Annotated in this window: 16 protein-coding genes; 7 read left to right on the top strand and 9 right to left on the bottom strand. The window is 49.5% G+C overall.

Annotated features, from left to right (window positions below; all coding sequences use genetic code 11):
* The first annotated feature begins 8 nt into the window (after positions 1-8).
* Positions 9-224 (top strand): hypothetical protein, encoded by a 216-nt coding sequence (locus AC2UZI_RS09650; RefSeq protein WP_486943589.1) that lies wholly within the window; start codon positions 9-11, stop codon positions 222-224.
* Positions 225-241: 17 nt separating this feature from the next.
* Here the strand turns inward: AC2UZI_RS09650 and AC2UZI_RS09655 are convergent, their stop codons facing one another.
* From AC2UZI_RS09655 to AC2UZI_RS09680, 6 genes are all read right to left on the bottom strand, one after another.
* Positions 242-1042 carry an IclR family transcriptional regulator gene (locus tag AC2UZI_RS09655; RefSeq protein WP_486943590.1) on the bottom strand — a complete coding sequence of 267 codons (801 nt, stop codon included), beginning with the start codon at positions 1040-1042 and terminating at the stop codon, positions 242-244.
* Between the two features lie 66 nt (positions 1043-1108).
* On the bottom strand, positions 1109-1825 hold the full coding sequence (locus AC2UZI_RS09660) for an amino acid ABC transporter ATP-binding protein (RefSeq protein WP_486943751.1): 717 nt from the start codon (positions 1823-1825) through the stop codon (positions 1109-1111).
* 37 nt (positions 1826-1862) lie between these two features.
* On the bottom strand, positions 1863-2567 hold the full coding sequence (locus AC2UZI_RS09665) for an amino acid ABC transporter permease (RefSeq protein ID WP_486943591.1): 705 nt from the start codon (positions 2565-2567) through the stop codon (positions 1863-1865).
* On the bottom strand, positions 2564-3346 hold the full coding sequence (locus AC2UZI_RS09670; RefSeq protein ID WP_486943592.1) for an amino acid ABC transporter permease: 783 nt from the start codon (positions 3344-3346) through the stop codon (positions 2564-2566). The genes AC2UZI_RS09665 and AC2UZI_RS09670 overlap by 4 nt, the downstream gene beginning before the upstream one ends.
* A 61-nt stretch (positions 3347-3407) precedes the next feature.
* Positions 3408-4295: an amino acid ABC transporter substrate-binding protein gene (locus AC2UZI_RS09675; protein ID WP_486943593.1), complete on the bottom strand. Its 888-nt coding sequence runs from the start codon at positions 4293-4295 to the stop codon at positions 3408-3410.
* 75 nt (positions 4296-4370) lie between these two features.
* On the bottom strand, positions 4371-5522 hold the full coding sequence (locus AC2UZI_RS09680; RefSeq protein WP_486943594.1) for an aminotransferase class V-fold PLP-dependent enzyme: 1152 nt from the start codon (positions 5520-5522) through the stop codon (positions 4371-4373).
* A gap of 432 nt (positions 5523-5954) precedes the next feature.
* Between AC2UZI_RS09680 and AC2UZI_RS09685 the strand changes: the two genes are divergently transcribed.
* The 4 genes from AC2UZI_RS09685 (at position 5955) to AC2UZI_RS09700 (ending at position 7518) form a co-directional block, all read left to right on the top strand.
* On the top strand, positions 5955-6155 hold the full coding sequence (locus tag AC2UZI_RS09685; protein ID WP_486943595.1) for a hypothetical protein: 201 nt from the start codon (positions 5955-5957) through the stop codon (positions 6153-6155).
* Between the two features lie 255 nt (positions 6156-6410).
* A complete protein-coding gene (locus AC2UZI_RS09690) occupies positions 6411-6713 on the top strand; it encodes a type II toxin-antitoxin system HigB family toxin (protein WP_486943596.1) in 303 nt (100 codons plus the stop codon).
* A gap of 3 nt (positions 6714-6716) precedes the next feature.
* Complete coding sequence (locus AC2UZI_RS09695; protein ID WP_486943597.1) at positions 6717-7097, top strand: helix-turn-helix domain-containing protein; 381 nt, start codon at positions 6717-6719, stop codon at positions 7095-7097.
* Positions 7098-7200: 103 nt separating this feature from the next.
* Complete coding sequence (locus tag AC2UZI_RS09700) at positions 7201-7518, top strand: hypothetical protein (RefSeq protein WP_486943598.1); 318 nt, start codon at positions 7201-7203, stop codon at positions 7516-7518.
* Between the two features lie 208 nt (positions 7519-7726).
* On the opposite strand, the gene AC2UZI_RS09705 is transcribed toward AC2UZI_RS09700, so the two are convergent.
* Both AC2UZI_RS09705 and AC2UZI_RS09710 read right to left on the bottom strand, forming a co-directional pair.
* Positions 7727-9067 (bottom strand): FliC/FljB family flagellin, encoded by a 1341-nt coding sequence (locus AC2UZI_RS09705; RefSeq protein WP_486943599.1) that lies wholly within the window; start codon positions 9065-9067, stop codon positions 7727-7729.
* Between the two features lie 276 nt (positions 9068-9343).
* The gene (locus tag AC2UZI_RS09710; protein ID WP_486943600.1) at positions 9344-10612 is read right to left on the bottom strand and encodes a tyrosine-type recombinase/integrase; all 1269 of its coding nucleotides are present in this window, start codon (positions 10610-10612) and stop codon (positions 9344-9346) included.
* 199 nt (positions 10613-10811) lie between these two features.
* Here AC2UZI_RS09710 and AC2UZI_RS09715 point away from each other — a divergent pair, with 199 nt between their 5' ends.
* Complete coding sequence (locus AC2UZI_RS09715) at positions 10812-12692, top strand: flagellin N-terminal helical domain-containing protein (RefSeq protein ID WP_486943601.1); 1881 nt, start codon at positions 10812-10814, stop codon at positions 12690-12692.
* A gap of 123 nt (positions 12693-12815) precedes the next feature.
* On the top strand, positions 12816-13010 hold the full coding sequence (locus AC2UZI_RS09720; protein ID WP_486943602.1) for a hypothetical protein: 195 nt from the start codon (positions 12816-12818) through the stop codon (positions 13008-13010).
* Between the two features lie 267 nt (positions 13011-13277).
* Here AC2UZI_RS09720 and AC2UZI_RS09725 read toward each other — a convergent pair whose 3' ends face one another.
* Positions 13278-13967 carry a toll/interleukin-1 receptor domain-containing protein gene (locus AC2UZI_RS09725; protein ID WP_486943603.1) on the bottom strand — a complete coding sequence of 230 codons (690 nt, stop codon included), beginning with the start codon at positions 13965-13967 and terminating at the stop codon, positions 13278-13280.
* Positions 13968-14425: the final 458 nt, after the last annotated feature.

Here is a 14425-nt window from a genome sequence, read left to right on the forward strand (position 1 = left end):
AGTTCACCATGGGTCCAAATGCCATTGCCGCTTCAGCGCTTGAACCGTGGAACAAAGGCAAACTCGTTGGGCAAAAAGCACCACTAAAGCTCAAGGGTATCTGGGCTGTCTCGGGAAAGCCTAACCTGCAAATCGCGCCAAGACGATCCGTATTGCGAATCTTCTGTGACTGGCTCGAACCCCATCACATTAAGGCAATAACCCAAAAGCCCTACGCTGTGTAAAGCCCACGAAGCTATTGTTAGCCCTCGATACTATGCTCCTCATTTTCCTCGAGAATGGTGGCAGAAAGCAGCGTAGCAGCTTTCTTCAGAGGGGGAATAAAGGCCGGAAGCTCGTCGAATGACACTCGTGCCGTCGGAACGGAGAGTCCTAGACAGGCGAGCAGTACTCCATCTGGCGAGAGAATGGGCACGGCACAACCAACGACTCCCCGCACGTATTCCTCGTTTGAGCTGGACCAACCCTGGCGACGTGTTACGTTCAGGACTTCGAGGAGTGTATCGCGGTCGGTGATGGTATTCGAGGTATATGCATTAAGTTTCAGATCTTCGACAAGTTTCTGTCGGGCACGTTTGGAAAGCGACGCCATATAGATCTTCCCAGTGGATGTGCAATGCAGTGGCGCATCGTGTCCGGGATCGAATTGCAGGCCCTTCATTGCCGAGGCGTGTACGCGGACGCTGTCTACATAGACGACACGGTTGTCACGGACCAGACCGATTTCGCATTGCTCCCCTATTTCGCGCGATACATTCTCAAGAACGGCATGGCGACGTGCCGTGCGAAAGGCACTACCGATTGTTTTGCCGGCAAGCGTGATAAGGCGATTACCAACTACGAACCGCTTGGTTCCTGGCGCGCGCTGTAGCAATTGCCACACCTCGAGGTTTGCGACCAATCGGTGTGCCGTTGGCAGCGGGAGATCGAGGCCAGCCGCGATCTCTGCAATGGAGACAGCCTTTCGTTTTCCAGCAACGAAATCCAGGATGTTAAACGCTCGATCTATCGGCGCACCAGCGGGTTGAGCGTTATTTGGCATTTTTATAACTTACGGTCCTTTCCGTTTACCTAAATCGATATTTCTGCAGCGGAATGAATATCATCATTAGTGCAATACTTGTTGAAGAAAAGCTTGGGTTCGAGCATTTTTAGGCGTGGTGAAGAAGGTGTGAGGATCAGCTTCCTCGACAATTTTTCCTGCATCCATAAAAACGACCCTGTCAGCCACTTCGCGAGCAAAACCCATCTCGTGGGTGACGCAGAGCATCGTCATGCCATCTTTTGCTAATCCGGTCATGGTATCCAGAACTTCTTTTACCATTTCCGGGTCAAGCGCTGATGTCGGTTCGTCAAATAGCATGATACGTGGTTCCATGCAAAGGGCCCGCGCAATAGCAACGCGCTGTTGCTGTCCTCCAGATAGTTGCCCCGGGTACTTATTTGCCTGATCCGGTATACGCACCTTGTTGAGGTAATGCATCGCCCGACGTTCAGCTTCTGCTTTAGTCAAGCCGCGCGCTCGACGCGGGGCTAATGTACAGTTCTCAAGTATCGTCATGTGTGGGAACAAATTGAAGTTCTGAAAGACCATACCCACCTCTCGCCGCACCAACGAGGTGTCTTTGTTGTTATCGGTGAGCGTGTGGCCTTCGACAATAATATCCCCGCCATCATGGCGTTCGATTCGGTTAATACAACGGATCAGCGTTGATTTTCCTGATCCGGAAGGTCCGCAAATAATGATTCGTTCTCCCTTGCTTACAGAAAGGTTAACGTTTTTGAGCGCGGTGAAGTTATCGAAGTTCTTGCAAACGTCGATCATTTTGACGACCGCTTCGATCTGTTGATTGTTATTCATTTTAGCCTCCGGTTCGTTGGGTACTTATAATACGGGTTCTTTTTCTAAGCATCGCGACTAGTTGAGATGTGATCGTACAAATCACAAGGTATATCAACGCCACAAAAAGATACATTTCAACCAGCGAGCCATTGAGCTGTGCGATCTTTGAAGCTGCACCTGTAAGATCGGTGAGCGATAACACATAGACCAGCGAAGTGTCCTGAAAAAGAATGATCGTCTGACTAAGGATGATAGGGCTGGTAATCCTCAATGCCTGAGGCAGAACCACAAAGCGATAGGTATCTACTGTGGAGAGTGAAAGGGCATTTGTGGCTTCATACTGTCCTTTACTTACAGAGCGAAGTCCGACACGAATAATTTCCGAGTAATAGGCAGCCTCAAATAAAGAGAAGGTAATAATGGCTGTCCATAAGCCTCCTATGGGAACTGGGCGTCCGTCATTCAATAATGCACCCACCACAAGCGGCACAAGAAAGAAGAACCAAAAGAGCACCATGATGAGTGGGATAGATCGCATCAGGGCAACATAGGTTTTCGCCAGTGGTGACAACACTGGAATCTCTAAATGTTGCACTAGCGCCAAAGCTATTCCGAGAATGAGTCCTGCTAGGAAGGCGCATAATGTAAGTGCGAGAGAGAACTGAAGGCCTTCCCACAAATACGGTAAAGCGCTTACGATAACCGTGAAATCCAATTCGCTCATGCTTCACCTCGCTTGCTCAGGAACCTGAGGCAATATTTTTTGCTGCACCTGTTTACCGGCTTTTTAATTGAGCTGGTGCCGGGGATCTGAAACTTACGATCAATCCAAAGCATTAGCTGGTAAACCATCAGTGCCAGAAATAGGTAAATAAGTGTCGCTACGGCGAAAGCCTGAAACGTTTGAAACGTCATCTCCGAAATCTGGCGTGCTTGAGCCGTCAATTCGAGAACACCGATGGTTAAAGCAACCGATGTGTTTTTGTAGATTCCCATAACCTCACTGGTCAGGCTGGGAACGATAAGGCGAAGTGCCTGTGGCACGATGACAAAACGGTTAGTATCACGTTGAGGTAGGCCAAGGGCAGCAGCGGCTTCTTCCTGTCCTTGTGGCAGCGCTTCAATACCAGCACGAACCTGCTCGGCAACACGGGATCCTGTATAAACACTGAGGCAAAGAAGCGCCGGAAAGAATGCCCCCCACGGTGGGGGTAGCTGCTTAATCCAGTTACCTGCAGCGTTCGGAAGCAACTCTGGTAGAACGAAGTACCACAGGAACATCTGTACAAGCACGGGAATGTTTCTGAAAATCTCGACATACAGGCGCGAAATTACCGCAATTAACCGATTCTTACTGGTACGGCCAACCCCCACTAGAATTCCGAGGGGAAAAGCAATCCACCATCCAAAGAAGGCGAGCGCAACCGTCCAGCCTAGACCGGATAGAAGCAGTTCGAAATACATTCGGCCATCGAGAGCGCGTTGAAACAGAAAGTCAAACATCGGGCTTCTCCCTTAATGCCAGGGACTACTCTATAGAGGGTGGCCCCTGAAGCAAAACCGATTATTCCACTGCGTCGCTTGGACTAGCGACTCGTTCTTTTAGAGCCTCAGACATTGGGAAATCGAGGTTCTGTTTTCTCGGCGGAATGGGTTGGGTGAACCACTTGTCGTAGATCTCGGTAAACTCACCCGAAGCCATCGTATCTGACAAGACGCCATCGACTAGAGCTTTGAATTCATTGTCATCCTTGGTGAACATCAAGCCATAATAGATTTTATCGTAGGGATCAGATAAAAATTTTAGGGTTTCAGGTTTAGGCGAGGCAGCACGCAGTCCTGCGAGAAGAATATCATCTTCTAAAAAGGCTTTTGCACGTCCTGAGGTGAGCATCAGAAAAGATTCAGCATGATCTTTGGCCTGTACGACTCTAAGGTTCAATCCATCTATTGAAAGTTGCTGCGCAAAGCCCACAGCGTTAGAACCTTGAGTTACGACGACGGTTTGACCTTGCAGGTCTTCAGCTTTAGAGATTCCGCTGTCAGCCATGGTTAGCCAAGTGGGTTGGCTAACGAAGGTAGCTACACTGAAAGAGACCTGCTCCTGACGAGTCTTGTTGTTTGCCGTACCGCCACATTCGATATCGACGGTTCCATTCTGAATCAGAGGAATCCGGTTTGAGGAGTTAACTGCTACATAGTTAATGCCTAACTCTTGTCCCAGATCAGCTTCTATTTTATCGATAATGTTTTTACACAGATCGAGAGAGAAGCCGACGGGCTCCTGTTGAGCGCCCAAATAGGAAAATGGTATTGAAGCTTCGCGGTGACCAATGGTGATTTCTCCATTTTTAGCGATGCGTTCAAGTGTGACGCTTTCTGCCATGGCGGAAGCTGTGGGAAGCGATAGCATAACGACGCCAGATACTACGAAGGCTTTTACAAAGTTCATTGTTTATCTCCGCCCTACAATGGTAGTAGGTGTTGTATTTATTTTTCTCATCCGCATTAGCGGATGGAATGATTTTTATGCAACGTTACTGCGTAATTTCTGTTCAGCGATTTGCAGAAAATGATCGATATCTGCTTCATTGCTGAAAATGCCGAGAGAAAGTCGAATACCGTCACGTTCAGGTGAAACCCGGATGCGTTCTTCCTCAAGGAACGGGATCCAGCTCTCGGCAGGAAGTGCGGCAACATAGATATGAGGCGCTCGGTCTGCCCGATTACGTGGCCCAACCAGCGATATGCCCAAGCGATCCAGACCCGCGATTAGCCGATCACCAAGAGCGTAGCAATGTTCTCCTATGGCTTTAACTCCCACAGACTTGATGAGATCCAGCGCTGCTCCTAAGGCAAGTATCGCAGGGAGGTTAAAGTTGCCAATTTCAAATCGGCGTGCGGTTTGCGCCAGTGCCATGTTGTCGTGACGGGCGATAAGATCCGCGGGGGGGTACTCTACGGTGATAGCAGCCATATAAACCGGCGATACATTTTCTACTTTCCGATTCCAATATAGAAAACCTAGGCCCTGCGGTATGAGAAGCCCTTTATGAGTACCCGAACCGATAAAAGTCGCTCCAATCTTCTGCACATCCACCGGCACTACACCGATTCCTTGCATGACATCGACGACGAAATAAATTCCGCGCTCCTTACATAGGCGTCCAATGCTTTCGACGTCGAACAGGTGGCCAGCGTGAAAGGTCACTAACGATATGGACACAGCACGAGTCTTATCGCTAAGGTGCTGCTCAATGTAATCTGCATTCACTTTCTCCGGCATCGGGATGAACCGGGTGGAGACACCTTTTCGCTGCAAATTCAAGAAAGCGTACGAATTATTGGGATGGTCGCCCTCCAGCATAAGCACCTCGTCGCCTTCATTTAGTGGCAATGCATTAGCTGCGATGTTCATCGCCTCCGAAGTGTTCTTCGTAAACGCAATATCCTCAGGTTCTGCATTGATAAAAGACGCTACCTTGCTTCTGGTGATCTCTAGTTCGTCCAGCCAGTCAGATTTGGGACCAGCGGTTTCGAAGGAGGTAGTAATGAACTCCTCGAACTTAGCTTTGACCGGCTTTGACATGGGTGCTTGAAACCCGCAGTCGAGATAGGTTAGTTTCTTGGACGCGGGGAAAAGCTCCCTGAGCGCCTCGATATCATAGTGGTGTGTCATGTAACTGCATCTCCATTTGACGAAGAAGTACGGTTGGCCAAAGGGGTTCTAAACTCAATCTAAAGATAATCCTCTCAAGACTCAGGCTAACTGCAGAAAGTAAAACTGTCTATGTTTTTATCGTTTTATATACCTTTTTATTCCGATTTTTGATAATTTCATGATTTATTGGCGTTAAGAAACCCGATCTTCTTCACTTATGGAAACTTTGATGCTACAGAAAATCAGTGTCTTCCGTTCGTCTAGACTGCCAAACAGATTCTGGACCGTTATCGCAAAGCAAACACGCAGAGGCCTGCCCCGCCATTCAGTAATCTGATCTAGTGCCCGCATGACTCACTAGGCCGGTAGCGAGAAGCTCACCTCAATGCTGAGGCCGTGAAGCGGGATTAAAAGTGGCGCGCAGCAAAGAATGCTGACGATTTGGCAAGAATGAAGGCGTTCGATTTCCTACAGATTCTTCCTGCTATTAACTTACTTGGAAAGAACGTTAAAGATGATTTTGAAGTCTGCCTAAAACTACGTAACGGTTGTGGTCATCCGAATTCGCTGGTTGTTGGTGAGCAAAAACCGTTGGCTTACTGGGATAACCGGTGCCTCTACCGCGACCTTTATCGGATGTTTTTATCATAGATACACTCAGGTTAAGCGGCCTTTTACTGTTATTGTGGGTACTCTGAATGTTACGACTGTGTGCGAAACTATACCGATGGCTAATCAGCAAATTCGTATAAGGCTATAGTTTGAACCAACGCCAGTGGCTTGAGGATTACAGGATCAGTGGGCTTTAGCAGAAGTGTAGCGAATTCAGATTCCGGCGAACCTCCTTGGTATCGATTGTTCCATTAATTTTATTTGCCACAGTCCCAAATTGGGACTAATATGTATATGAGAGTGATCGCTGTTAGCACCTTACGCCAATTTTGGAGTAAACATCCAAACGCAGAGCAGCCCCTCAAGGCTTGGTTTGATGAAGTAAGTAATGCTTCGTGGGCGAAACCATCAGACATTAAGGCTCAATACCGTAATGCCAGCGTACTAAAGAATCGGCGTGTTGTTTTCAATATCAAGGGCAATGACTACAGGTTGATCGTTGCCATCGCCTATAAGCTGGGCGTCGTCTATGTAAAGTTTATCGGTACTCATGCTGAATATGACAGCGTTGATGCCGAAATAATAGAAATGGAGTGAATTATGGAAATCCACCCAATCCGTACCGAAGCAGATTATAAAAAAGCGCTCAAATTGGTTTCTCGCTTAATGGAGTCCGACCCTGATATCGGTACTCCGGAAGGCGATCATCTGGATGTTCTTACCACATTAATACAAGTCTATGAGGCCAAGGCTTTCCCTATCGAGCTGCCTGATCCCATTGAAGCCATTAAGTTTCGGATGGAGCAAGCTGGGCTTACTGCTAAAGACTTAGAGCCAATGATTGGTCGTCGCAATCGCGTATACGAAATTTTGAATCGTAAGCGACCACTTACGCTGCCCATGATTTGGAAGTTGCATACAGAGCTTGGAATACCAGCTGAAAATCTGATTCAACCGCCTGTTGAGTATGCGCAAGTTTAAGATTGTTGGATCTCCTTGTTCTTGGCGGAAAGTATTTCGATTTATTTAGTCGGAAACTGCGGCAAGGCATCTAAGCTTTACACTAGCCGCGGAAGAGCTATGCGTGACACCGAGCTTTGCGAGAAAGTGGTTTGCCCCGCGCATGCCTGAGTGTATGGCCCTTCATTCAGTCGCCAATCGTATACACACCATCTCAGAGGGTCTACTTGCCGTATCAGGCGTCCCGCCCCTTGAGTTAACTAAAAACTTTCACTCGCTTCCAGCCGCTCATTGGCTGTGCGAGGTGCTTGAGCAGCGCATTCCGGCTAGCGTTCAAAGCGAAGTCGCAGATATCAAGCATATGCTCGTAGGACTGGCCACTGGGACTACATTAGACACCATCGTGGTGAGCCGATCTCGAAAAGCTATCACCAATAAATAACTGCATTCAAAGTAACGGGCTGGCAGCACATGGCCCGCTAAATGTGCCGAGTCATAAGTTAGAACGACATTTAAAAACGTCGCTACTCTGACCCATAAAATCAGTCTTTTATAGAGATCCTAAACAAAAACGCCGCCCCCTAAACCACTGGGGCGGCATCGGGAATCAGTTGACGTAAACCGTCAGACTAGTTCCATTTAAAGCCGTATTAACGCAATAGCGACAATACAGTCTGTGGTACTTGGTTGGCTTGTGCCAATACCGATGTACCAGCCTGTTGCAGAATTTGCGCACGTGTCATGTTGGAGACTTCGACAGCGTAGTCGGCGTCTTCAATACGTGAGCGGGCTGCAGACAGGTTGGTAACCGTGTTGCTGAGGTTAGCAATCGTGGACTCGAAACGATTTTGAATCGCACCCAGGTCGCTACGCAAAGAGTCGACCTGCTGCAATGCAGCGTCGATTTGAGCCAACGGGTCAGCGGTTTTCGGTTCGGTGGAAAGTTCACCACCACGTGTTACTGCGCCATCTGCAGAGATATTCGCTTCATAGTACTTGGCATCCACGCCGGTACCCTCTTGGATTACATAATCGGGAGCGTTGGTTTCTGTACCAGCATAAGCACGAACATTTGCAGCATCAGTGCCAGTAAGCGTTGTCTCGGTGCCACCATCGCCTACTGCGGCGGCAGCCAGCGTACCCGTAGGTGCTGTAGCACCGACTCGGCTACCCAAGGAAATGGCGCCATCGCTGTTGACATTAACGCGGTAATAACCGTCGCCGGCGGTATCAGCACTATCGTCGGCTAATTTGCCACCCGAGTATTCAACATAAAAATTTCCGTCATCACTGTTGTACTGCAGGGTACCCCAGTCACCTGCGGCTCCGCCTCCACCATCACCGACGTCAGTAGTAGGAGCGGCGAAACCAGTTACGTCTACAGACGTTATGCCGCCTTCTACAATTTTGCCATCAGCAGGGGCTGCTCCAACTTGCTCTGCATCAATGCTATTTGTCACACGAAGAGTGTCCAACCCCAGCGTTCCTGCGTCGATTTGCTTCAGGTTGATGTCGATGGTTTGGCCGTCATTTGCGCCAACCTGAATCTTCAGTGCGCTGTCGCCGGTGCGATCTTTCGCCAGGACGTTAACGCCGTTGAATTGCGTCTGTTCGGAGACGCGGTTGATTTCTTCGAGTCGTTGACCGATTTCTGCCTGAATGGAATCCAAGTCAGACGACGAGTTCGAACCGTTAGCGGCCTGAACCGACAGCTCACGGATGCGCTGCAAGTTGTTGTTGATTTCGTTCAGCGCGCCTTCGGTCGTCTGAGCGATAGAGATACCATCGTTGGCGTTACGCGAAGCCTGGGTCAGCCCCTTGATGTTGGCGGTGAAGCGGTTGGCAATGGCTTGGCCAGCAGCATCATCCTTGGCGCTGTTGATGCGCAGGCCGGAAGATAGTCGCTCAATGGCGGTACCCAGAGCATTCTGTGACTTCGATAAGTTGTTCTGTGACGTCAGTGCAAGTACGTTGGTGTTAATTACAGACATGGATTACTCCTTGTAGGGGAAAAGCAAAGGCGTGTTACTGCCGGTTAATCAGGAAAGCCCTTTTGGGTGGAATCCTGACCCTTCACTGGTGTGCTGGGCAGGCCCTGTATTTCCTGTACAAGCTGGTTTACGGCAAGGGTTCGAAGAGCTTTAGGGGTGGTTGCAAAAATTTTCTATGTTGTTGCAACGTGGTGTTACTGGCCTGTGGCTCTTGCTTCATACTGGTTAACGGCAGCGGTTGGCGATTCTTAAATGCTTTTGTTCGTGTTCTTAAAATTATTGTTCACGCTCAACGACGCTTAAGAATTGGGTACGCCTTTCAGACATGGGGCCGAATGTTTCGGTGACGTTTTCCATGTTTTTGCCTGTAGCGAACATCTCCCAAATGTCGGCCCAGTCTTGCATAAGAATTCGACGAGAGCTGATGTATTTGGTGTGGTCGTACGGCGCGCGTGACGAATCGTTTCGCTTTAGGTGGGCAAGTTGCAGATCAACACGGTTATCAGGGTAGCCAAGTAAGCTAAGCAGCGTGGTTGCTGTTGACCTGAAGCCGTGTGAAGAGAAGACGCCTCGGTAGCCCAACGAGAAGATGGCATTATTTAGGGTTGTGGGGCCTATAGGTTCGTCAGGGCGTCGGGCGTTTGGCAGTAAAAGCCGACCGTTTCCGGTGACTTGATGCAGTTGTTTTAGAAGCTCCACCACTTGATAAGAAAGCGGAACAATATGGGGGCGGCGCATTTTCATGTTTTCAGCCGGTATTTGCCATGTGGCCGTTTCCATATTGAACTGATCCCAACTTGCCCGCCTTAGCTCGATGGTTCTAACAAAGGTTAGCGACAGCAGGCGCAGAGCCATTTTGGTAGTGTAATGCCCATGCCAGCTTTCAAGGTTATTCATAAAAACCGGTATTTCATGCCACGGTAGCGGCGGGTTATGCCGAACCGGTGGCTTTTTAATTAACCGCTTCAGCATATCAGCCGGGTTATGGTTGCAAAGCCCCTTCTGCGCCGCGTGGTTGAACACCTGACTAATCCATTGTCGCACCGTCATGGCCAGCACTTCTCCCCGCTGTGCCATATCAATAATAAGAGGGTGCACATTCGAGACGGTGATGGAGGCGATAGGTAGTTCACCAAGCACAGGTAGGACATCCTTCTCCATATAGGTGGTAACTTGCTTTCTATAGCCACCGCTCCATGTTGTATTCGATTTTATCCAGCTTCGGGCGGCCGACTCGAAGGTATTATCGTTCTGCTCAAGCTGTAGGCTACGTTTCAGCTTTCTATCGACCAAGGGATGAATGCCCTGTCGCACCAAATCGTAAGCACGATCACGCTCGCGCCGGGCCTCGTCTAGGCTAACTTGCGGGTACTTGCCAATGGAATACACCCGCTCCAGCTTGCCAATACGGTACCGATACCGCCATGACCGCGAGCCCGACGGTGTTACGTACAAAAACAAGCTACCGCCATCCCGTAGCCAATACGGCTTATCTTTAGCGCCAGCCGCATGTATTTTTCTCACAGTTAAAAGGTTCGACGCCATAACACCCTCCCCCAAAGTGATTTTTTCTTTTGTGTATATGTGTTGGTATCCACAAATATATACACAGTGAAACTGCGAGTGAATAGGACATGTGGGGGAGATTGAAATTACCAACGGCCCATTTTTTTATTAAAAAACAGGATGTTGTGGGCATTGGTTTGACTGGAAAAAATAAAAGTTAGTCATTAACACTAACTACTTGGCTCTGGTTTCACAGAACAACCTAACCAAGTCGCAAAGCGCCCTAGGCACCGCTATCGAGCGTTTGTCTTCCGGCATGCGCATCAACAGCGCCAAAGACGACGCTGCCGGTCAGGCCATCGCCAACCGCTTCACGGCCAACATCAAGGGCCTGACCCAAGCCGCTCGTAACGCCAACGATGGTATCTCCATCGCTCAGACGACCGAAGGTGCACTGAACGAAATCAACAATAACCTGCAGCGCATCCGTGAACTGTCGGTTCAGGCCGCTAACGGTTCGAACTCGGAGACCGATCTGGAGTCCATTCAAGCTGAAATTACTCAGCGTCTGGATGAGATCAACCGAGTGTCGGATCAGACACAATTTAACGGTGTCAAGGTTCTGGCTCAAAAAAATGATCTGACCGTGCAGGTTGGTTCACGTGATGCTGAAACTATCTCTGTTAACTTGCGCCAGATTAACTCTACCACTCTGGGTTTGAGCACCTTCAACATCGAAGGCGCGATCACCGGCAAGGAGATGACGGCGATCACAACAGGCAACGAAATCGAGACGACTACTACCGTCAACATCGCAGCCAACTCCTATGCGGTGTCCAACCCTGGCGGCACTACCCTCGCACTGGATGCCGACGACCCGCTTTGGGCATCAACGACCCCGGGCGAATTTGTGGTAAAGGCCGAAGACGGTAAATTCTATGCTCTGGACTTTAACGCAGCAACAGACAAATGGGTCTGGGACTCGTCTGCCGGCCCCGTAGCTGACGCATCTGTTGATGTGAATGGTGGCGCTGTCACAAGCCTGCCGGTATATAGCACCGTTGATGGCACCGAAGCTGTTGACCTTGCTCAGCTAGCAACAGCCGTTACCAATAATAGCGCTGGGGATAACCCAACAGACCTTGTACTTGACTTAAACACGCTCTACCAGCTGACGGATCGAACTAATGATCCGGCTGGCTCGCAATCGTTCGCCGTGAAAGCCAGCGATGATAACTACTATATCGTTACCGGTTCGGCTACGCTTAACGGTGCCGGTGACCCAGCAGACCCAGCAGACTACACGTTTACATGGGGCAACATTGACGTTGCTAATTCTAGCAATCTAAACCAGGTCAGCGCCGACAACGTTGGCAGCGCAGTTACCCAAATTCAAGTAGGTACCTTTACCGCAACTCCTGAAGTCGATCTGCACAACGACAATCTGGATTCTGCGCCGACTGCTGTCAATCTTTTTGCTTTGGCAGATGGTGAAGGCTACGTCGTTGAGGATAGCGATGGTAATTATTTTGAAGCTGATATAACCGACCCCACTAATATCACTTGGGACTCCAGCAACACACAAGTTGATGCATCTCTGGTCGACGCCGGTACCGGTAAAGAAGTCACTGAGCTCGTAACGGGTACGGCGAACGGAGCTATTTCCGGCCTTGGTACTGGTGAGTCACTGCATAGCTACGAGGACGCCGACGGAAACACGCAGTACGTCGTTCAAGGCTCTAACGCCAATGGTGAAACAACGTACACACGTGCGGATGTTGCAATCGATACTAGTACGGGTAACATCGCTGTAACCAAGAGCACGGCTGATGATGCGGCCATGACGGTAGATCCGTTGGCCATGCTTGATAAGGCGTTGCAGAACGTTGATAGCTTGCGTTCCGAGCTTGGTGCGATTCAAAACCGCTTCCAGTCCACCATCGCCAACCTGAACAACACGGTCAACAATCTGTCCGCAGCCCGCTCGCGTATTGAAGACGCCGACTACGCTGTCGAAGTCTCCAACATGACACGTGCGCAGATCTTGCAACAGGCTGGTACATCGGTATTGGCACAAGCCAACCAAGTACCACAGACTGTATTGTCGCTATTGCGTTAATTCGCAAGCACAGCAACTGCTTTCTGGTAGTCTTACAGGAAGCAGTTCTTGCAAGACTAGCCGCCAACTCTGGCAACGGAGTTGGCGGTTTTTTAGTATCTGAGGTACTTGTGGGGGTAATTTATGGATGAAAACGACCACCGTCTTGTCATGGCCGAGCTTGATGCGTTAAGACTGCAGGTGACTAATACGATACAGAAGTTTGAAGCCGCTGGCTTTGCTGCCATTATGAAAGACGACTATGTGGCCTTGCATGAACTAGAACATCGTATTATGGAGATGCGTCTTGTGCATGCTCGTGTAGGTGAAGTGGAATAGTCCGTGGAACGTGCATCGTTTGTTTCCGCGCAGGGAGACAACGTCTCCGGGAGGTTGCTAGGTTGTTAACAAAACAGGGAAATGACGTTTTAGAACAGGTTTGCTTTACAGGATAGTTGATGTGGGTGTAGGAATAACTGAAGCGGCCCTTAGGGTCTGAATCCGAACGGGTTATTTTCGTATGGCCAAGGACAACTATCGATCCGATAGCCGACATTCGTCAACTTCAATCAAAATGCCCACTTTCTTTCCTAGTGGGCAATACAATTAGACTGAAACCAGCTCGGCGATTTTCGCCGCGACCACTTCCATTGAATCTTCTGCAGTGCTCAGGCCGCTTCGAGAGGCCAGCATAGGACTGACGTTAAGGAGAGCGTTATATGTAGTGTTGTGCACGATTGGAACGATCTGATTACGCATCAGAAGTACCGCCAGCTCTTTGTCAGCAACGCCTTCTCTTGGGAGACTGGCAAGCAATGCAGGGGTTACTAAAACAAGCCCAATTCGGGAGTTTGCTAGGCCCTTGTCAATGGCACGCATCATTGGTACGCCAAGCGCAAGGTCATTTTCGCTGAACCAAACTTTGACTCCAACCGTCACGAGCAGGTCATGTAGCTCTTTAGCTGACCCCTGACGGTCGTCCCAGGCGTGGCAGAGGAAGACGTCACGAAGGTCTGGTTGTTGCACAGCTCGAGTTTCAACGGTTTCGCGAATCGGCGTGAGCGACTGCACTTGAGCAGAAGTGTACGATAGTGACGAGCTCGCTCTTGACCAACGCGGACGTGAACTGCTGCTGCCCGATGAGGAGTAAGAGGGGGAGGAATAAGATCTGTTGTGACCTAATGAGGAATAAGATCTACTGCGGCCATAACCGCTACGGCGGGAACTGCATGCTGGGCATGCATCGGCAGCGGCCGCTGATCTATGTCCACGTACGGGGGCTGTGCATCTAGACATACGATAATCCTTGTAAGAGTCATTATTGACGAAGAGCTTGATCCACCTCGGCTCAATATATTCAACTCGCCTTCTAAAAGGGTGGCTTCAATTGCATCGCCGCGCACACCATACTCACGGCGCTAAAATGTTCAACTGTGGCCGATTTCAGCCGTTCGCCAACCCATCGTAACAAAACACAACAGTTCATTCCACCCTACAACCCGCATCACACGCCGCCGACGCAAAAACGGCTTGGTGTCGATAGTAAATACAAGAAAAATCTCGGCGTTAATACAAACGGGGATCGCAAAATTCAAAACGTCCCCCCCACCCAATCCCCCCAAGTCCAAACCATTTGCCGTCTTAATCCACGCTTTACTCTGTCTAAAGCTGGTTATGCTAAGTGGGTAGTTGTTACGAATGACTACGTTGCACACGCATGTTCCGTACCTCACCTTTTAGCTAGTAGGCACTTA

It is taken from the genome of Paenalcaligenes sp. DL 463, from assembly GCF_057475185.1.